Origin of the sequence: Streptomyces sp. NPDC046203, from assembly GCF_040646255.1 — a bacterium.
Classification (GTDB): domain Bacteria; phylum Actinomycetota; class Actinomycetes; order Streptomycetales; family Streptomycetaceae; genus Streptomyces.
Window position 1 is genome coordinate 1 of sequence record NZ_JBEYZX010000078.1, and the last position, 18,712, is coordinate 18,712.

Annotated in this window: 14 protein-coding genes, 1 rRNA gene and 1 pseudogene; 3 read left to right on the forward strand and 13 right to left on the reverse strand. The window is 74.0% G+C overall.

Features of this window, described 5'->3' with window-relative positions:
- Positions 1-116 precede the first annotated feature (116 nt).
- Together ABZ990_RS30265 and ABZ990_RS30270 are read left to right on the forward strand one after the other, a co-directional pair.
- Entirely contained in the window at positions 117-1,919 is a 1,803-nt protein-coding gene (locus ABZ990_RS30265) for a glycoside hydrolase family 15 protein (RefSeq protein WP_361238507.1), read from the forward strand.
- Between the two features lie 188 nt (positions 1,920-2,107).
- The gene (locus ABZ990_RS30270) at positions 2,108-3,730 is read left to right on the forward strand and encodes a PucR family transcriptional regulator (RefSeq protein ID WP_361238510.1); all 1,623 of its coding nucleotides are present in this window, start codon (positions 2,108-2,110) and stop codon (positions 3,728-3,730) included.
- Positions 3,731-3,890: 160 nt separating this feature from the next.
- Here ABZ990_RS30270 and ABZ990_RS30275 read toward each other — a convergent pair whose 3' ends face one another.
- From ABZ990_RS30275 to ABZ990_RS30320, 10 genes are all read right to left on the reverse strand, one after another.
- Entirely contained in the window at positions 3,891-4,958 is a 1,068-nt protein-coding gene (locus tag ABZ990_RS30275) for a glycosyltransferase family 4 protein (RefSeq protein WP_361238513.1), read from the reverse strand.
- 73 nt (positions 4,959-5,031) lie between these two features.
- Positions 5,032-5,724, reverse strand: a complete 693-nt coding sequence (locus tag ABZ990_RS30280) for a hypothetical protein (RefSeq protein ID WP_361238540.1) — start codon at positions 5,722-5,724, stop codon at positions 5,032-5,034.
- Between the two features lie 233 nt (positions 5,725-5,957).
- Positions 5,958-7,703, reverse strand: coding sequence for a DNA repair protein RecN (gene recN, locus ABZ990_RS30285; RefSeq protein WP_361238516.1), 1,746 nt, complete (start codon positions 7,701-7,703; stop codon positions 5,958-5,960).
- Between the two features lie 347 nt (positions 7,704-8,050).
- Positions 8,051-9,049 (reverse strand): NAD kinase, encoded by a 999-nt coding sequence (locus tag ABZ990_RS30290; RefSeq protein ID WP_361238520.1) that lies wholly within the window; start codon positions 9,047-9,049, stop codon positions 8,051-8,053.
- Positions 9,046-9,861 (reverse strand): TlyA family RNA methyltransferase, encoded by an 816-nt coding sequence (locus ABZ990_RS30295; RefSeq protein ID WP_361238523.1) that lies wholly within the window; start codon positions 9,859-9,861, stop codon positions 9,046-9,048. Before ABZ990_RS30295 ends, ABZ990_RS30290 begins: the two co-directional genes overlap by 4 nt.
- A 7-nt stretch (positions 9,862-9,868) precedes the next feature.
- Positions 9,869-10,219 carry a hypothetical protein gene (locus ABZ990_RS30300; protein WP_361238525.1) on the reverse strand — a complete coding sequence of 117 codons (351 nt, stop codon included), beginning with the start codon at positions 10,217-10,219 and terminating at the stop codon, positions 9,869-9,871.
- Between the two features lie 296 nt (positions 10,220-10,515).
- Positions 10,516-11,460, reverse strand: a complete 945-nt coding sequence (locus ABZ990_RS30305) for an ABC transporter ATP-binding protein (protein WP_361238528.1) — start codon at positions 11,458-11,460, stop codon at positions 10,516-10,518.
- Entirely contained in the window at positions 11,457-12,494 is a 1,038-nt protein-coding gene (locus ABZ990_RS30310; protein WP_361238531.1) for an iron chelate uptake ABC transporter family permease subunit, read from the reverse strand. The genes ABZ990_RS30305 and ABZ990_RS30310 overlap by 4 nt, the downstream gene beginning before the upstream one ends.
- Entirely contained in the window at positions 12,491-13,471 is a 981-nt protein-coding gene (locus ABZ990_RS30315; RefSeq protein ID WP_361238542.1) for an iron chelate uptake ABC transporter family permease subunit, read from the reverse strand. The genes ABZ990_RS30310 and ABZ990_RS30315 overlap by 4 nt, the downstream gene beginning before the upstream one ends.
- A 248-nt stretch (positions 13,472-13,719) precedes the next feature.
- Positions 13,720-14,808, reverse strand: coding sequence for an HAD hydrolase-like protein (locus ABZ990_RS30320; RefSeq protein WP_361238534.1), 1,089 nt, complete (start codon positions 14,806-14,808; stop codon positions 13,720-13,722).
- Positions 14,809-14,882: 74 nt separating this feature from the next.
- On the opposite strand from ABZ990_RS30320, the gene ABZ990_RS30325 reads away from it, so the two are divergent.
- A complete protein-coding gene (locus ABZ990_RS30325) occupies positions 14,883-16,172 on the forward strand; it encodes a DUF1015 domain-containing protein (protein ID WP_361238537.1) in 1,290 nt (429 codons plus the stop codon).
- Between the two features lie 105 nt (positions 16,173-16,277).
- Here ABZ990_RS30325 and ABZ990_RS30330 read toward each other — a convergent pair whose 3' ends face one another.
- From ABZ990_RS30330 to rrf, 3 genes and pseudogenes are all read right to left on the reverse strand, one after another.
- Positions 16,278-17,078: a hypothetical protein gene (locus ABZ990_RS30330; protein WP_361238545.1), complete on the reverse strand. Its 801-nt coding sequence runs from the start codon at positions 17,076-17,078 to the stop codon at positions 16,278-16,280.
- A 777-nt stretch (positions 17,079-17,855) separates the two neighbouring features.
- Positions 17,856-18,416 (reverse strand): annotated as a pseudogene (locus ABZ990_RS30335) (hypothetical protein); the annotation flags it as partial.
- Positions 18,417-18,607: 191 nt separating this feature from the next.
- A 5S ribosomal RNA gene (rrf, locus tag ABZ990_RS30340) occupies positions 18,608-18,712 on the reverse strand; the annotation flags it as partial.

Sequence of the window (18,712 nt, forward strand, 5' to 3'; positions counted from 1 at the left end):
GTGTCACCCATTGGTCGTCACCCCAGGTCCGTCTTGGTCGTCTCGTCGTGATCCTGGCTGGGCTTCCCCGCCCCGCGGGGCGACGGACGTGGCCGTTCTGTCTGGAGTGAAAGCACGTGGCCGGGCGCATCGAGGATTACGCACTCATCGGAGACATGCAGACCGCCGCCCTGGTCTGCCGGGACGGCAGTGTCGACTGGCTCTGCCTGCCCCGCTTCGATTCGCACGCCGTCTTCGCCGGGCTGCTCGGCACCGAGGAGCACGGGTTCTGGCGGATCGGCCCGGCGGGCGCCGAGGGGACGCCCCCCGCCCCCGCCGACCGGCGCCGCTACCGGGGCGACTCGCTCATCCTGGAATCGGAGTGGGACACCCCGCGCGGCACCGTCCGGGTGACCGACTTCATGCCGCCGCGCGCGGGCGCCCCGCAGCTGATCCGGGTCGTCGAGGGGGTCAGCGGCCGGGTGCCGGTGCGCTCCTCGCTGCGGATGCGGTTCAGCTACGGGCGGGTGGTGCCGTGGGTGCACAAGGTCGGCGACCGCACGGTGGCCGTCGCCGGGCCCGACTCGGTGTGGTTCGACACGGAGGCCGAGACCCACGGCCGCGACCTCACCACGTACTCGGACTTCACGCTCGCCCCGGGCGAGAAGATCGCCTTCACCCTCTCCTGGCAGCCCTCGCACCTTCAGGCGCCGCCGCTGCCGGACCCGGACGGCTCGCTGGAGGCGACCGCCGAGTTCTGGGACGAGTGGGTCGCCCAGTGCACGTACCACGGCCCCTACCGGGAGGCGGTGGTCCGCTCGCTGATCACGCTGAAGGCGCTCACGTACGCGCCGACCGGCGGCATCGTCGCCGCGCCGACCACTTCCCTGCCGGAGGAGATCGGCGGCGTCCGCAACTGGGACTACCGCTACACCTGGCTGCGGGACGCGGCGATCACCCTCTCCTCCATGCTGCGCACCGGCTACCGCGAGGAGGCCCGCGCCTGGCGGGACTGGCTGCTGCGCGCGGTCGCGGGCGACCCGGAGAACCTCCAGATCATGTACGGCATCGCCGGCGAGCGGGAGCTCGGCGAGGCGGAGCTGGACTGGCTGCCGGGGTACGAGAACTCCGGCCCGGTCCGGATCGGCAACGGCGCGGCCGACCAGCTCCAGCTCGACGTGTACGGCGAGGTCACCGAGGCCCTGCACCTGGCGCACATGACCGGGCTGTCCCGCAACGACTACGCCTCCACGCTCCAGGTCCGGCTGATCAAGTACCTGGAGACCCACTGGAACGAGCCCGACGAGGGCATCTGGGAGGTCCGCGGCCCGCGCCGCCACTTCACACACTCCAAGGTGATGGCCTGGGTGGCGGTGGACCGCACGATCAAGCTGATCGAGTCGGGCGACGCCGAGGGCCCGCTGGAGCGCTGGCGGGCGCTGCGCGACGAGATCCACCGGGACGTCTGCGAGAAGGGCTACGACCCGGAGCGCAACACCTTCACCCAGTCGTACGGCTCGCGGGAGCTCGACGCCTCGCTGCTGCTGATCCCGCAGATGGGCTTCCTGCCGCCGGACGACAAGCGGGTCATCGGCACGATCGAGGCGATCCAGCGCGAGCTCGCCACGGAGGACGGCTTCGTCCTGCGCTACCCGACCGCCGGCGCGGAGGCCGGCGTGGACGGCCTGGAGGGCGACGAGGGCGCGTTCCTCGCCTGCTCGTTCTGGCTGGCCGACGACCTGGCGATGATCGGCCGGGTCGACGAGGCCCGCAAGCTCTTCGAACGGCTGCTGGCGCTCCGCAACGACCTGGGCCTGCTCGCGGAGGAATGGGACGCCCGCCTCCAGCGCCAGGTGGGCAACTTCCCCCAGGCCTTCAGCCACGTCCCGCTGATCGACACGGCCCTGCGGCTGACGGCTTCGGGGGCGTACGGGGGCTGACCGGCGGGGGCCGGGGACGGGGGGCCTGGGGCGGGGGTAGGTGTCCAGTCCCCCGCCACACCTCTTCCGGCCCCCTTTCCCACCGTCCGGCGCGGGTCGGGACTGCGGCGGACCCACGCCTGACCTGCGCATGTCGAGACAATTCCGAGACGTGACGCGGAAGCGAACCACAGGTAGCGTCCGGCTCCATGGACAGTCAGGGCGGGATCACCGTGCAGCGGGCGCTGGAGCTGCCCGGGCTGCGCGGCGGGCTTCCGGAGGTCGTGGCGGGCGCCGACCGGCTGCACCGTACGGTGCGCTGGGTGCACGCGGGCGAGACGCCGAACATCGCCTCGCTGCTCAAGGGCGGCGAACTGCTGCTCACCACCGGGCTCGGGCTCGGCACCCGGCCGGCCGAGCAGCGGGCCTTCGTGCGGCGGCTCGCGGAGCGGGGCATCGCCGCGCTCGTGGTGGAGCTGGGATCGCGGTTCACCCGGCTGCCGGCCACCGTCGTCGAGGCGGCCAGGACGGCCGGACTGCCCCTGGTCCAGCTGCACCGCGAGGTGGCCTTCGTCGTCGTGACGGAGGAGATCCACACCGAGATCGTCAACGGCCACTACGCCCTGCTGCGCCGGGCCGGGGAGGTCCACCGCACCTGCACCGAGGCACTCCTCGACGGCGGCGGCGTGCCGCAGGTGCTGCGGATCCTCGCGGACTTCTCGCTCAATCCGGTGTTCCTGGAGACCCCGGACGGCCAGCTGCTGTACGCGGCGGGCACCGGGTCCGCGCCCGCCGACCCGCTCCAGGTGTGGGAGGGGCTGCGCGGCCAGCGGGCGGCGCGCGAGTCCGGGCCGCCGACGGGCGCGGTCCTCGTGGACGTGCCGGGCGGCGGGCCGGGGGCGTCCTCCGTACGCGCCCGGCTGGTACTGCTCGCCGTCTCCTCCCCCCTGACACCGGTGCACCGGATGGCGGCCGAGCGGGCCGCCGGGCTGCTCGCCGTCGTCCTCATGCAGGCCCGGCAGGAGGAGGAGCTGGCGGCGCGTGGCCGGGGCGACTTCCTGACCGACCTCGCCGAGGGCCGGGTCACGGCCGAGAACGCCCCCGCCCAGGCCCGGGTGCTGGGCTTCCGGCCGGGCGACGGCCCGCTGCTGCCGGTCGTGATGCGGCTCGCCCCGGAACTCGCCGCCTCGGGCAACTGGGCGCTGCTCGCCCGCGCCGTCCTGGAGGAGCTCGGGGCCGTCGGGGTGCCGGTGCTGCTCGGGGTGCGTCCGGTGGAGGGCCGAGTGCCGCTGCTCCTCGGGCTGCGCGCGGAGTCGGAGCGTACGGCGGTCGCGGACCGGGTCGCTGCGGCGCTGCGCGCCGGGGTCGAGCGGGCCGGTCTCGAACGCGCGGGCGTCGCCCCGCCGGTCGTCGTGGTGGGCGTCGCGGGCGGCTGGGCGGCGGCCTCGGCGGGGCTGCGGCACGCGGCCGAGACGGCGACGGCGGCCCAGGGCCTGTCGGACCGGCCGTGGTACGACGCGCGGCGCCTGGACACCGATCTGCTGCTGTGGCGGCTGCGGGACCACCCGGACCTCGCCGCCTTCGTGGACCGCGCGATCGGCCCGCTGCGCGACCACGACCGCACCTCGCGGCCGCCGCTGCTGCCCACCCTGGAGACGTATCTGGCGCACGCGGGCCGCAAGGCCGAGACCGCCCGCGAGCTGCATCTCAACCGTCAGACCCTCTACAACCGCCTGGCCCGGATCTCCGAACTCCTCGGCACGGACCTGGACGACCCGCAGACGGTGCTGGCCCTCAGCCTGGCGCTGCGGGCCAGGCGGCACACGAACTGACCGAACTGACGGAGAGGTCGTCCCCGGGCCGGCCCCGGTCCCGCCGCGCGGCGCCGACGGCCGAGCCCGGCCCACGGGCCGCCCGGTCCGGCGCGGGGCCTTCGGGCACCCGGACCTCCGGACCTCCGTACGAAGCATCGGCCCGCGTACGGCGCCGGCCTCAGCGCCCGGTCAGCTCGTCGTACACGCTCAGCACGTGCGCGATCGTCTCGTCCTCCGTCGGCCAGCCGCGCGCCTGGACGCGCCCCGCCGCCGCCAGGTCGAGCCGCCGGTCGGCGTCGTCGAGGAGCCCGCGGACGGTGTCGGCGAGCGCTTCGCAATCCCCGTACGGGACGAGTTCGGCCGCGTCGCCCACCAGCTCGGGGACACCGCCGACGGCGGTGGCGACCAGCGGCACCCCGAGCCGCAGCGCCTCCTGGGCGAGCAGCGAGCGGGCCTCCCAGCGGGACGGCAGGACGGCGACGTCGGCGGCGGCGAGGAGTTCGGCGATGTCGTCGCGGCGTCCGAGGAGCCGGACGGGGAGGTCCTCCGTCTCGATCCGCCGCTGCAGCCCGGCCCGTTCGGGCCCTTCCCCCGCGATGGCGAGGAGCGGCATCGGGTCGAGGTCCCGCCACAGCCGGGCCGCGTCGAGCAGTGTCCGGTAGCCGCGCCCGGGCCGCAGCGCGCCGACCGCGATCAGCAACGGCCGTTCCACGGCGCCGAGTTCGGCCCGCGCCCGGCCGTCACGCAGACAGACTGGGGCGTGCGCGGCCGGTATGGTCACCGGCGCGAGCCGGGCGTCGCGGGCGCCGCGCCGCCGGGCCCGGTCGACGAGTTCGGAGGAGGTGCCGAGCACGACGGCCGCCGCGCGTACGGTCCTTCGTTCCAGGATCCGCACGAGACCGGCGCGGGCGCCCTCGGCCTGGCCGCGGGTGTGCCAGGTGGTCACCAGCGGGGTGCCGGGCTCGGGGCCGCCGGACAGCGCGAGCGCGGCCCGCACCGAGGCGTTGAGGCCGTGCGCGTGCACGACGTCGGCGCCGATGCAGGCGTTGCGCAGGGCGGCCACGCTCGGCACCGGGACGACGTCGGCACCGGCGCCCAGGAAGTCGTAGACATGGTCGAGTCCGGGCGGAGCGCACACGGTCACCCGCACGCCCCGAGCCACCAGCCCCGAGGCAAGTGATCTGACGTGCGCGCCACTTCCCGCGCTGCCACCGCCCAGCACTTGGACCGTACGGAGCTGAGTCACGCGCTCAAGGATGCCAGCCCGTACGCGCGTTCCGGCACCGAAGAGGCGGTCTGGCCGTATCCACGGCCGTAACTCAGACCCCGGATTCACTCACACGAGTGAGATCGAGCGTGCGTGCGACCTCACTGATCCGGTCTCCGTACGCCGCCGCCACGACCAGACCGGCCGCGTGCGCGGCGAGCCCGAACCGTCCGTTGGCCGAGGCGATCGCGGTGCCCAGGGCGGCCCCGAGCGCGTGCGCGCCCATGTCCCCGAGCATCCCGCGCCCGGCCAGGTCGTCGGCGAGGACCGCGGCGGCGGCTCCCATCGGCGCGGCGGCGAGCGAGCCGCGCAGCAGACCCGGCGCGCCGAGTCCGAGGACCAGCAGGCCGGCCCGCCCCGGACGGACGTCGACCAGGTTGACCAGATGCGCGGTGCCCGCGACGACGACTCCGGCGAGGACCTTGTCCACCGGCCGTTCCTTGAGCAGTGCCCCGGCCACCAGACCGGCGGCGCCGACACCGAGCAGCTTGACGGCCCCGCTCGTCACCTCGCCGCCCCGCAGCGCCGACAGATGCGCCCGGAACCCGCGCCGTTCGTCACCGCGCAGATCGTCGTACCGGCCACAGACGGCCCCGACTGCGGTGGCGAGCACGGCAGGCGCCACCGGGAGGGCGGCGAGGGCCGTGCCGCCGGCCGCGGCGGCGCCGGCCAGCGCGGAGACGGTACGGCCGGCGTGGTTGACGTGCTGCCAGCTCGCCGGGTTGCCCGGCGGCCGAGGGCTCATCGCCCGGTACGCGGCACGGGTCCCCACGTACGCGGCGGCGAAGCGGGCGGCCCGCCCCGCACCGGAGATCCGCGTCGCGAGCCGCGTCGCGAGACCCGCTGAGAGGCCCGCCGAGACGCCTGTCGAGATGCCTGTCGAGATGCCTGTCGCGAGCGGTGTCGCGAGTCCCGCCGTCGAGAACGGTATCGAGAGCGGTGACGACAGCGGCGTCGAGAGGTCCTTCGTGAGCCGCATCAGGCGTCCGCCGTCCGGGCCGTGGCGAGCAGTTCCTCGGCGTGCGCCCGCGCGGTCTCCGAGTCCTCCTGCCCGGCGAGCATCCGGGACAGTTCGCGCACCCGGTCCTCGCCCTCCAGGACGGTGACACCGGAGCGGGTGACCGAGCCGTCGTGGGTCTTCTCGACGAGCAGCTGGCGGTCGGCGAAGGCCGCCACCTGCGGAAGGTGGGTGACGACGACGACCTGGGCGGTCTTCGCCAGCTTGGCGAGCCGGCGGCCGATCTCGACCGCCGCCTTGCCGCCGACGCCCGCGTCGACCTCGTCGAAGAGATACGTCGGCACCGGGTCCGTCCCGGCGAAGACGACCTCGACCGCCAGCATCACCCGGGACAGCTCGCCGCCCGAGGCACCCTTGGCGATCGGCCGAGGCGGGGCGCCCGGGTGCGGGGCGAGGAGCAGTTCGACCTCGTCGGCGCCGGACGGCCCGTAGGCGACCCGGCGGCCGCCCACCTCGACACCCTCGGGGTCCTCGGTCTGCGCGAGAGCGAAGGAGACCCGGGCGTGCGGCATGGCGAGCGAGGCCAGTTCGGCGGTGACGGCCCCGGCGAACCGGTCGGCCGCCTCCGTCCGCGCGTCGGTGAGGAGCTGGGCGAGTACGGACAGCTCGTCGCGCAGCCGGTCGCGCTCGGCGGTCAGCTCGTCGATCCGCTCGTCGTCGCCGTCGAGTTCCGTGAGCCGGGACGCGCTGTGCTCCGCCCAGGCGAGGACGGCGGCGATGTCCTCGCCGTACTTCCGGGTGAGCTGGGTGAGCACCGCGCGCCGTTCCTCGACGGCGGCGAGCCGGCGCGGGTCGGCGTCCAGGTCGTCGGCGTATCCGGCGAGTTCACCGGCCACGTCGGCGAGCAGGATGGAGATCTCGCCCATCCGCTCGGCGAGCGCGTCGAGCGCCGGGTCGTGCGACCGTACGGCTTCCAGGGCCCGGCCGGCGCCCGCGACGAGCGTCGTGGCGTCCACGGCCTCGGGGTCCTCGGGCTGCCCGGCGAGCGCGGCGTGCGCGAGGGCCGCGGCGGAGGCCAGGGCCTCGGCGTGGCCGAGCCGCTCCGCCTCGGCGGCCAGCTCGGTGTCCTCCCCTGCGCGCGGCTCCACCGCCTCGATCTCGCCGAGGCCGAAGCGCAGCAGATCGGCCTCCTGGGCCCGCTCCCGGGCCCGGGTGGTGATCTCGTCCAGTTCGGTGGTGACGGCCCGCAGCCGCCGGTACGCCGCGCCGTACGCGGCCAGCGGTCCGGCGACCGCCTCGCCCGCGTACCGGTCGAGCGCGCCGCGCTGCCGGGCGGGCTTGAGCAGACCCTGCTGATCGGTCTGGCCGTGGACGGCGACGAGTTCGTCGGCGAGTTCGGCCAGCAACCCGACGGGCACGGTCCGGCCGCCGAGATGGGCGCGGGAGCGGCCTTCGGCGGAGACGGTACGGGTGACGAGGAGCGCGCCCTCGTCCAGCGCGGCGCCCGCCTCCTCGGCGCGCGCGGCGGCCTGCGCGCCCGGGGGCAGCGCGATGCGGCCCTCGACGACGGCGGCCCCGGCGCCGATCCGCACCAGGGCCGGGTCGGCGCGCCCGCCGAGCAGCAGCCCCAGGCTGGTCACCACCATGGTCTTGCCCGCACCGGTCTCTCCCGTCACCGCGGTGAAACCGGGCGACAGCTCGACGACCGCGTCGTCGATGACTCCGAGTGACCGTATCCGCATCTCCTCCAGCACGTCCCCGACCATACGAGGTTTTCCCACCCCGGTGCCACGCAGCCCCGCTCCGGCAGTGAAACCGCAGGTGAGCGGGGCGGGGGCGGGCGCGGATACGTGGAGCCGGATTGACCGGCCCCACCGGAACGAAGGGTTCCGGCGGAGCCGGGGGCCGGGTGGGCCGGGAGGTCGCGGCGGAATGGCGGATTCCGGCAGGGTCACGGACCGGGCCGGACCGGAGGGTCACGCCGGAACAGCGGATTCCGGCCGGGGTCGGCGGGGCGCGCCGCCCCACCGACCGCAGACCGACCAGAGACCGGTCGGACCCCGACCAGACCCCGACCGGAAACCGCCCGGGAACCGGCCGAGACCGCCCGAGGTCAGCGGGGCGCGCCGCCCCGCCAGCCGGAGACCGGCAGCGCGAACTTCGCGACCAGCCGGTCGGTGAAGGAGGCGTGGTGCAGCCGGGCCAGCCGGACCGGGACGGCACCGCGCCGGACCTCGACCCGGGCTCCGGCCGGGAGTTCGACCGTACGGCGGCCGTCGCACCACAGCACACCGTGCGGGGTGTGCGGTTCGACCTCGACCGCGAGGACCGATTCGGGGGTGGTGACGAGCGGCTTGGCGAACAGGGCGTGCGCCCCGATCGGCACCATGAGCAGCGCCTCGACCTCGGGCCAGATCACCGGCCCGCCGGCCGAGAAGGCGTACGCGGTCGAACCGGTCGGCGTCGCGCAGATCACCCCGTCGCAGCCGAAGCCGGTCACCGGCCGGCCGTCGATGGCGAGGACGACCTCCAGCATCCGCTCCGGGGACACCTTCTGCACGGCGGCCTCGTTGAGCGCCCAGTCGCGGTGCAGCACGTCGCCGTTCTGGAAGACGGCCACGTCGAGGGTCATCCGCTCCTCGACCTCGTACGCCCGGGTGACGACCCGGTCGACGACCTTGTCGAGGTCGTCGCGCTCGGCCTCGGCGAGGAAACCGACCCGGCCCAGGTTGACGCCGAGCATCGGCACGCCCGAGGCGCGGGAGAGTTCGGCGCCGCGCAGCAGGGTGCCGTCGCCGCCGAGGACGACGAGGAGTTCGCAGCCGTCGAGCGCGTCGGGGCAGCCCTCCGGCACCCTCTCGACGGACGGCGGCAGCGGCAGGTCGGCGGCCTCCGCCTCCAGCACGCGGACCCCGATGCCGCAGCGCAGCAGGCCGAGGACGACGAGTTCGGCGCTGCGCACGGCGGCCGGGCGGCCGGTGTGCGCGAGCAGGAAGACGGTACGGCCGTGCGGCTCGCCGCGCTCCCGGCCGTCGTCGGGGACGTGATCGGGGTCAGGAACGCATTCGGTGTCAGGGGTGTATTCGGTGGATGTGCTCGAGGATGTGGTCAACGAGGTCCTTCCGCCACGGCGCGGTCGACGTCCGCGGGATCGAGGGCGGGCCCCCCGGCCCGCAGCCACAGAAAGTACTCGACGTTGCCGGACGGGCCGGGCAGCGGGCTGGCGGTGACACCGAGGACACCGAGCCCGAGTTCGCCGGCCCGCCGGGCGACGTTCTTCACGGCGTCGGCGCGCAGCTCGGCGCTGCGCACGACCCCGCCGGTGCCGAGCCGTTCCTTGCCGACCTCGAACTGCGGCTTGACCATGAGGACCAGGTCGGCGTCGGGCGCGGTGCAGGCGACCAGCGCGGGCAGCACGAGGCCGAGCGGGATGAAGGAGAGATCGCCGACGACGAGGTCGGCGGGCACGCCGTCGATGTCGTCGAGGGTCATCTCGCGCACATTGGTGCGGTCCTTGACGACGACCCGCTCGTCGCTCTGCAGCGACCAGGCCAGCTGCCCGTAGCCGACGTCGACGGCGACGACCTGGGCGGCACCCGCGCGCAGCAGCACGTCGGTGAAGCCGCCGGTGGAGGCGCCCGCGTCGAGCGCGCGCCGGCCTTCGACGACGAGGCCCAGCGGCACGAACGCCGCGAAGGCGCCGGCCAGCTTGTGGCCGCCGCGCGAGACGTAGTCGGGGTCGTTGTCGTCGCTGGCGACGACGATGGCCGCCGCGGTCTCGACCTGGGTGGCGGGCTTGGTGGCGACGGTCTTGCCGACGGTCACCCGGCCCGCGGCGATCAGCTGGCTGGCGTGCTCGCGCGAGCGCGCGAGCTTGCGCCGTACCAGCTCGGCGTCCAGACGGCGGCGTGCCGGTCCTGCCACGTTCGGTTCAGCTCCTGTTGTCGTACGGACGGGGTGGTGCGGGGGCCCGCGGTGCGTCGAGCGCGGTCAGCTCGGCGCGCAGGCTCCGGTGTACATCCTCGTACACGCCGAGGTGTCCGTCCGCCGTGAGGTGGTCCGCGGCGGCGAGCCGGTCGAGGAGCGCGTCGACGGCGGGCCGCCCGGTGGGGGTCCGTCCGACCCCGAGGGGCGCGGGTCCGGCGGCCTCGTACGGGTCTTCCCGGGGGTCCTCGTGGGGGTCCTCGCCGGGGGCGCCGGCGGCCTCGTACGGGCCCTCGCCCCGTCCGTCCGGGTGCGCGGGCTCCGCCGGGCGCGGGGCTTCGGGGGTCGCGTCGCTCATGCTCCGACGCTATCGCGAAAGCGCCGGGGCACGGTCGGCGGCGAGGGCGACGATCACGGGGCGCCGCGCGGTACCAAGCGGACTTTCGGACAGTCTTCCCGCGCGAGCGGTCTTCCCTCACGGACGGTACGGCGGTCGGGGCCGCCGCCCCCGACCGCACCCCCGACCGCGCCCTCGGCTGTCGCCTCACCGAAGAGACCGAGTCTCACTCTCAGGCTCAGGTAAAGGCTCAGACTTTCCGACTGCCTGATCTACCGGTCCCCCGGATCCACTGTTTCCCGACGTACCGCATTCGGTCAGACCTTCAGCTCCGCCCGCGCGCGGCGGGCGGCCGGGACGACGAGCGGGGTCCCCGTCTCCGGGTCCTCGATGACCTGGCAGCGCAGCCCGAAGACGTGCTCGACGAGCGCGGCCGTGACGATCTCGCCGGGCGGGCCCTCGGCGACGACCTCGCCGTCCCGGCAGGCGATGAGGTGGGTGGCGTACCGGGCCGCGTGGTTGAGGTCGTGGAGCACCGCGACAAGCGTGCGGCCCTGCGTCTCGTGGAGTTCGGCGCACAGGTCGAGGACGTCGATCTGGTGCTGGATGTCGAGGAAGGTCGTCGGCTCGTCGAGCAGCAGCAGCGGGGTCTGCTGGGCCAGGGCCATCGCGATCCAGACCCGCTGGCGCTGGCCGCCGGACAGCTCGTCGACGAAGCGTCCGGCCAGCCCGTCGACCCCGGTCGCGGCCATCGACTCCTCGACGATCCGCTCGTCCTCGGGCGACCACTGGCGCAGCAGTCCCTGGTGCGGGTAGCGGCCTCGGGCGACGAGGTCGGCGACGGTGATCCCGTCCGGGGCGAGGGAGGACTGAGGCAGCAGCCCGAGCGTGCGGGCGACCTTCTTCGCGGGCATCGTATGGATGGCCTGCCCGTCCAGGAGCACCCGCCCCTGCGACGGCTTCAGCATCCGCGACAGGGCGCGCAGCAGGGTGGACTTGCCGCAGGCGTTGGGGCCGACGATCACGGTGAAGGAACGGTCGGGGATCTCGACGCTCAGGTCGCGGGCGATGACCCGCTGGTCGTACGCGAGCGTGACGCCGTCGGCACGGAGCCGCGCCGCCCCCTGCCCGTACTCCCGCTCAGCCCCCTGGCCCCGGCCCTGACCCTGCCCTTGTCCCCGCCCGTTCCCGTGCCCGTGCCCGTCCCTGCCCATGGTTGCCTTGCCCTTGTCCTTGCCGTCGACGATGTTCCGGTTGGTCATATGCGTCCCGCCTTCCGTTCGCTGACGAGCAGCCACAGCAGGTAGCAGCCGCCGAGGACACCCGTGACGACACCCACCGGCAGCTGCCGCTCGCCGAAGGCGTGCGTGGCGGTCCAGTCGGCGACGAGCAGCAGGGCCGTTCCCATGCAGGCGGAGGCGGCCAGGTTCGGCCCGGGCGCGCGGGTCAGCCGGCGGGCCAGCTGCGGGGCGCTGAGCGAGACGAAGACGATCGGTCCGGCGGCGGCCGTGGCCACCGCCACGAGCAGCACCGCCGCGCCCATCAGCAGGAGCCGGGTCCGCTCGACCCGTACCCCGAGCGCGTGGGCGGCGTCGTCGCCCATCTCCAGCATCCGCAGCGCCCGCCCCTGCCCGAGGAGCAGCGGCAGCAGCACACAGCTGACGCCGAACAGCGGCCAGAACTGGGCCCAGTCGCGCCCGTCGAGCGATCCGGTCATCCACACCACGGCACGGGTCGCGTCGGCGAGCTGCGCCTTGGTGAGGAGGTAGTGGATGACGGCGGTGAGCATCGCGGCGGCGCCGATGCCGACGAGGACGAGCCGGTAGCCGTGCACCCCGCGCTTCCAGGCGAGCAGGTAGATCACGGCGCCGGTGACGAGTCCGCCGACGACCGCGCCGCCGGCCGCCGCCCACGCGCTGCCCTGGAAGAGGACGATGACGGTGAGCGCGCCGACGGTGGAGCCCTGGCCGAAACCGATCACGTCGGGGCTGCCGAGCGGGTTGCGGGAGAGGGACTGGAAGACGGCGCCGCCGATGCCGAGCGCGGCGCCGGTGAAGACGGCGACGAGGACGCGCGGCAGCCGCAGTTCCATGACGGCGAACCGCTGGACCTCGGTGCCGCCGCCGAACAGGGTGGCGACCACGTCGCCGGGCGCGACCGGGAAGTCGCCGCTGCCGATGAGCACGATCGCGGCGGCCAGGGCGAGGAGGAGCAGACCGAGCAGGCAGACGAGCGTACGCGGCGCGTACCGCACGGACAGGCCGCCGGTGCGCAGCCGCAGGGTCTTGGTGGTCACAGCCGGGCCATCCTCTTGCGGCGGACGAGGTGGATGAAGACGGGGCCGCCGAGGAGCGCGGTCATGATGCCGACCTGGAGTTCGGCGGGCCGGGTGACGACCCGTCCGACGACGTCCGCGCCGAGCAGCAGGGCCGGCGAGAGCACGGCGGCGTACGGCAGGATCCACCGCATGTCGGGGCCGGTGAGCGCGCGGACCAGGTACGGGACCATCAGGCCGAGGAAGACGATCGGGCCGCACGCGGCGGTCGCCGCGCCGCACATCAGGGTGACGGCCACCATGGCGACGATCCGGGTGCGGTTCAGGTTCGCGCCCAGCGCGCGGGCGGTGTCGTCGCCCAGTTCCATGGCGTTCAGGGGGCGCGTGATGAGCAGCGCGAGGGCGGCGCCGACGAGGATGAAGGGGGCGACCCGGACGACGGTGTCCATATTGGCGGAGGCCAGCGAGCCGACGGTCCAGAAACGCAGCCGGTCCAGGGCCGCCGAGTCGAGCAGCTGTACGGCGTTGACGTAGCCGTACAGGGCGGCGGTGGCCGCGGTCCCGGCGAGCGCGAGGCGTACGGGGGTGGCGCTGCGACTGCCGCCGAGGAGGTACACGACGACGGAGACGACGGCGGCGCCGGCGAACGCGAACCACACATACGCGTCGGCGTCCGTGACGCCGAGGAAGGAGATCGCGGACACGACGGCCGCGGCGGCGCCGGCGTTGACGCCGAGCAGACCGGGCTCGGCGAGCGGATTGCGGGTCAGGCCCTGCATGACGGCGCCGGACAGGCCGAGGGCGAGGCCGACGAGCAGGCCGAGAAGGGTGCGCGGGACGCGGACGTCCCGGATGACGATGTCGTTGCCGGTCCCGGTGGGGTGGAACAGGCCGTGCCAGACATCGGCGAGCGGCACCGGCTTGGCGCCGATCATGACGCTCAGGACGCAGACCAGCAGCAGGACGCCGACGGCCCCGACCAGTCCGGCGGCGCGCAGGGCGGCGCGGCGCGGTGGCGTCGGGGCAGGGGAAACCGGCTCCGCGCTCGTACGGGAGGAACTCTCGACCAACACGAAGTTAGGTTAGCCTACCCTGCGTTCACGATGGCGGGGGTACGGCCTCCGGATCCGTACGTCTGCACGCACGTACGTCTGTATGTCTGTACGTCTATACGCCCGTCAGCCCGCACCCCCACCCCACACGCCAGGCGTCACGGCGTCACAGGTCGCGCGTCACGCGTCACGCGTCACCCGAGCCCGAGCCGCTCCAGAGCCTTGCCCGCGTCCAGCCCGCACGCCCCGGCGCCGGCCTCGGTCCACGCGGCGGCACACAGCGCCCGTACCCCGTCCAGCGGGTCCAGGTCCTCGCCCGCGCCGTCGAGGAGCAGCACTCCCCCGCCCACCGACGCCGTCCAGCCGCCGCACGCGAACGCCCCGGCCGCGCCCTGGGCCTCCGTCACCTGGGCCTCCGTCACCCCGGGGTGCGCCGTGAGCAGTCCGCGCAGGTCGGCCGCCACGTACGTCGGCCGGTGCTCGGGCACCGCGGCGAGCAGCTGCGCCACGTCCGTCACCCCGGTGAGGACGAGCAGCGAGTCCACCTCCCCGTTGAACGCGCCCTCGATGTCCGTGTCCAGCCGGTCCCCGACCACCAGCGGCCGCCGGGCGCCGGTCCGCAGCACCGTCTCCCGGTGCATCGGCGGCAGCGGCTTGCCCGCCACCCTCGGCTCCGCGCCCGTGGCCATCCGGACGACCTCCACCGCCGCGCCATTGCCCGGCGCGATCCCGCGCACGCCCGGAATCGTCCGGTCCGTGTTCGAGGCGTACCAGGGCAGCCCGCGCCCCACCGCGTAACTCGCCTCCGCGAACCGCGCCCACTGCAGCTCGGGCCCGCCGTACCCCTGCACCACCGCGACCGGGTCGTCGTCCGCCGACTCCACCGGCACCAGACCGCGCTCGCGCAGCGCCACCCGCAGCCCCTCGCCGCCGATCAGCAGGATCCGCGAGCCGGGCGGCACCTCGTCGGCGATCAGCCGGGCCACCGCCTGCGCCGAGGTGATCACGTCGGAGGGCTCGGACGGCACCCCGAGTTCCGTCAGGTGCGCCGCCACCGCGTCCGGGGTGCGCAGGGCGTTGTTGGTGACGTACGCGAGCCGCATCCCGCCCGCCCGGGCCGCGCCCAGGGCGTCCACCGCGTGCGGGACGGCGTTGCCGCCCGCGAAGTACACGACCCCGTCCAGGTCGAGCAGCGCCGTGTCGTACGCCTCGCCGAGGGCGACCGCACTGCCGCCCGGCCGGTTCCTGTCCCGCCGTCCCCGACCCTGTCCCGCCATCGTCATGTACTCCTCAAAATCGTCGTGCGAAATCCCCGCTCTCCCGATCATCGCGCATGCCCACCGCCTACGATGTCGAGATGAACACCTCAGGTCACGCGGCCGACGACGTCCGCGCCCCCGGTCTCCGCCTGAGCCCCTTCCGGGGCCTCAGGTACGTCCCCGAGCGCGTCGGCAGTCTGGCCGCCGTGACCTCCCCGCCGTACGACGTCGTCGTCCGGCCCGACGGGCTGCTGCACCTGGAGTCCGCCGACCCCCACAACATCGTGCGGCTGATCCTCCCGCAGGCCATCACCGCCGGCACCCGGCACCGCAAGGCGGCCGTCACCCTCGACCGCTGGCTCGCCGACGGCATCCTCGCCCCGGACCCCGAGCCCGCCCTGTACGTGTACGAGCAGCGCGGCGACGGTCTGCTCCAGCGCGGCCTGATCGGCGCCCTCGAACTCTCCGACCCGGCCGACGGCATCGTCCTGCCGCACGAGGACGTCATGCCGCACGTCGTCGCGGACCGCGCCGCGCTCATGCGCTCCACCGCCGCCAATCTCGATCCGCTGCTGCTCACCTACCGGGGCGAGGGCGACGGGGCGGGCGCGGTCGTCGACCGGGTCGCCGAGCGCGAGCCCCTGCTCTCCACGACCACCGAGGACGGCTTCCGGCACAGCCTCTGGGCGGTCACCAACCCGGCCGACCTCACCGCCATCGCCACCGAGCTCTCCCGCCACCAGGCCCTCATCGCCGACGGCCACCACCGCTGGGCGACGTATCTGCGGCTGCGCGACGAACACGGCGCGGCCGGCGACCCCTGGAGCCGCGGCCTGGTGCTGCTCGTCGACACCGCGCGCTATCCGCTGCGGGTCCGCGCCATCCACCGGCTGCTCCAGCGGCTGCCGGTGGCCGAGGCCCTGGCCGTGCTCGGCGACGGCTTCCGCGTCACCCGGATCGACGGGCCGCTGTCCGCCGCCCAGGAGGCCCTCGCCGCCGCCACCGCCGAAGGCAACGCCTTCGTCCTCGCCGGCGACGGCGCCTTCCACCTCCTGGACCGGCCCGATCCGGAGCTGCTCGCCCGCACCATCCGCACCGACCGCCCGGAGGCCTGGCGCACCCTGGACGCCACGGTCCTGCACGCCACCCTCCTGGAGCACGTGTGGCACATCCCGGACGACCCGGAGGACATCTCCTACATCCACGACGCGGCCGCCGCCGTCGCCCAGGCCGAACGGCGCGGCGGTACGGCGGTCCTGATGCACCCGGTGAAGGAGGAGGTCGTCCGGGACCTGGCCCGCCAGGGCGTCACGATGCCCCGCAAGTCGACCTCCTTCGGCCCGAAGCCGGCGACGGGCCTGGTGCTGCGGAGCCTGGCACTCGACTGAGCCGGCGAAACCCTCCGGAAACGGCGAAGGGCGGCACCCCTGGGGGTGCCGCCCTTCACTCGTTCACACGCTCACGCACGCGTGCCCGTACGGGACATCAGGCCATCAGGCCTTGTCGTCGGCCTTGTCGGCGTCGTCGGCCTTCTCAGCCTTCACGACCGGCTCGGCGTCGTCCTCGTCCTCGTCCTCGTCCTCATCGAAGTCGGCGTCGACGTCCTCGTCGGCGTCGTCGGCCTCGACCACGTCCGCCTGGTCGGCGTCGGTGCCCTGCTCGTCGTCCTCCGAGTCGTCGAGCGCGTCGACGAACTCGACCCCGTCCATCTCGGCGAGGCGGTCGGAGGCGTCCGTGGAGCCGTCCTTGTCGGCCTCCGCCGTCTTCGCGAACCACTCCCGCGCCTCGACCTCACGGCCGGCCGCGAGCAGCGCGTCGGCGTAGGCGTAACGCAGTCGCGCGGTCCACGGGTGGTGGGCGTTGGAGGCGAGCTCGGGGCTCTGCAGGGTCACGATGGCCGCGTCGAGCTGGTCCATGTCCCGGCGGGCACCGGCGGCGACGAGCCGCATCTCGACCTGCCCGGCCTTGTCCAGCTTCTGCACCTCGGGCTCACCGGCCATCGCCAGCGCCCGCTCCGGCCGGCCGAGACCGCGCTCGCAGTCGGCCATGACGGGCCACAGCTCGACACCGCCGGTCATCCGCTTCGCGGCCCGAAACTCGGCCAGCGCCTCGGAGTACTTCTGCGTCGCGTACGCGGCGAAGCCGGCGGCCTCGCGGACGGCGGCGACACGGGAGGCGAGCCGCAGCGCGACACGGGAGTAGTCGTACGCCCTCTCCGGGTCCTCGTCGATGTTCTGGGCGACCATGACCAGGTTGCGGGCGACGTCCTCGGCCAGCGTCTTGGGCAGGCTCATCAGCTCCTGGCGTACGTCCGGGTCGATCTCCTCACCGGTGACCTCCGGGGGGATCGGCAGCCGCTTGACCGGCGGACGGTCGCCGCCACGGTCGGGGCGGTCGCCACCGCGGTACGAGGAACGGTCGTCCCGGCCCCGGTATCCGCCGCCACGGTTGTCGTCCCGGCGGTCGTCACGGCCCCGGTAGCCACCGCCACGGTTGTCATCGCGACGGTCGTCACGACGGAAACCGCCACCGCGGTTGTCATCACGACGGTCGTCACGACGGAAACCGCCACGGTCGTCCTGACGGTCATCACGACGGAACGACGGACGGTCGCCACCACGGCTGTCGTCACGGCGGAAGCCACCGCCACGGTTGTCATCACGACGGTCATCGCGACGGAAGCCACCGCGGTCGTCCTGACGGTCGTCGCGACGGAACGGGGGACGGTCGCCACCACGGTTGTCGTCACGACGGAACGACGGACGGTCATCGCGGCGGAAACCACCGCCACGGTTGTCGTCACGACGGTCGCCACCACGGAAACCACCGCGGTCGTCCTGACGGTCGTCGCGACGGAACGACGGACGGTCGCCACCACGGCTGTCATCACGGCGGAAGCCACCACCGCGGTTGTCGTCACGACGGTCGTCGCGACGGTCGTCGCGGCGGAACGGGGGACGGTCGCCACCACGGTTGTCATCGCGACGGAACGACGGACGGTCATCGCGGCGGAAACCACCGCCACGGTTGTCGTCACGACGGTCGCCACCACGGAAACCACCGCGGTCGTCCTGACGGTCATCACGACGGAACGACGGACGGTCGCCACCACGGCTGTCATCACGACGGAAACCGCCACCGCGGTTGTCGTCACGACGGTCGTCACGACGGAACGGGGGACGGTCGCCACCACGGTTGTCATCGCGGCGGAAGCCACCACCGCGGTTGTCACCACGGCTGTCGTCACGACGGTCGCCACCACGGAACGACGGGCGGTCGCCACCACGGTTGTCATCGCGGCGGAAGCCACCGCCACGGTTGTCGTCACGACGGTCGCCACCACGGAAACCACCGCGGTCGTCCTGACGGTCATCACGACGGAACGACGGACGGTCGCCACCACGGCTGTCGTCACGACGGAAGCCACCACCGCGGTTGTCACCACCGCGGTTGTCATCGCGGCGGAAGCCACCGCCACGGTTGTCGTCACGACGGTCGTCACGACGGAAACCGCCACGGTCGTCCTGACGGTCATCGCGGCGGAAGGGCGGGCGGTCGTCGCGGCCGCCGCGGTAGCCACCACCGCGGTTGTCGTCACGGCGCGGACCACGGAAGCCGCCCCGGTCGCCGCCGTCCCGGTGGCGCGGGTCGCGCTCCGGACGGTGGTCGGGAGAGTTGGTGGACATCGACGTGACTCCTGTCTTCGGGTACTGCAGTCATTCTCGCGCAGCCGGCGCACCGGCGCGCGTTTCAAGAATTTCGGGGAAAAACAAAAGACCCCTGGTTCCAGCGTGAACGCTGGGACCAGGGGTCCTGAAAGATTGTTCGGCGGTGTCCTACTCTCCCACAGGGTCCCCCCTGCAGTACCATCGGCGCTGAAAGGCTTAGCTTCCGGGTTCGGAATGTAACCGGGCGTTTCCCTAACGCT

Coding starts and splice junctions, on each gene's coding strand:
- ABZ990_RS30325 (WP_361238537.1), top strand. CDS start 14,883: ATGAACACCTCAGGTCACGCGGCCGACGACGTCCGCGCCCCCGGTCTC.
- ABZ990_RS30280 (WP_361238540.1), bottom strand. CDS start 5,724: ATGAGCCCTCGGCCGCCGGGCAACCCGGCGAGCTGGCAGCACGTCAAC.
- ABZ990_RS30305 (WP_361238528.1), bottom strand. CDS start 11,460: ATGACCAACCGGAACATCGTCGACGGCAAGGACAAGGGCAAGGCAACC.
- ABZ990_RS30270 (WP_361238510.1), top strand. CDS start 2,108: ATGGACAGTCAGGGCGGGATCACCGTGCAGCGGGCGCTGGAGCTGCCC.
- recN (WP_361238516.1), bottom strand. CDS start 7,703: ATGGTCGGGGACGTGCTGGAGGAGATGCGGATACGGTCACTCGGAGTC.
- ABZ990_RS30320 (WP_361238534.1), bottom strand. CDS start 14,808: ATGACGATGGCGGGACAGGGTCGGGGACGGCGGGACAGGAACCGGCCG.
- ABZ990_RS30330 (WP_361238545.1), bottom strand. CDS start 17,078: ATGAGCCTGCCCAAGACGCTGGCCGAGGACGTCGCCCGCAACCTGGTC.
- ABZ990_RS30300 (WP_361238525.1), bottom strand. CDS start 10,219: ATGAGCGACGCGACCCCCGAAGCCCCGCGCCCGGCGGAGCCCGCGCAC.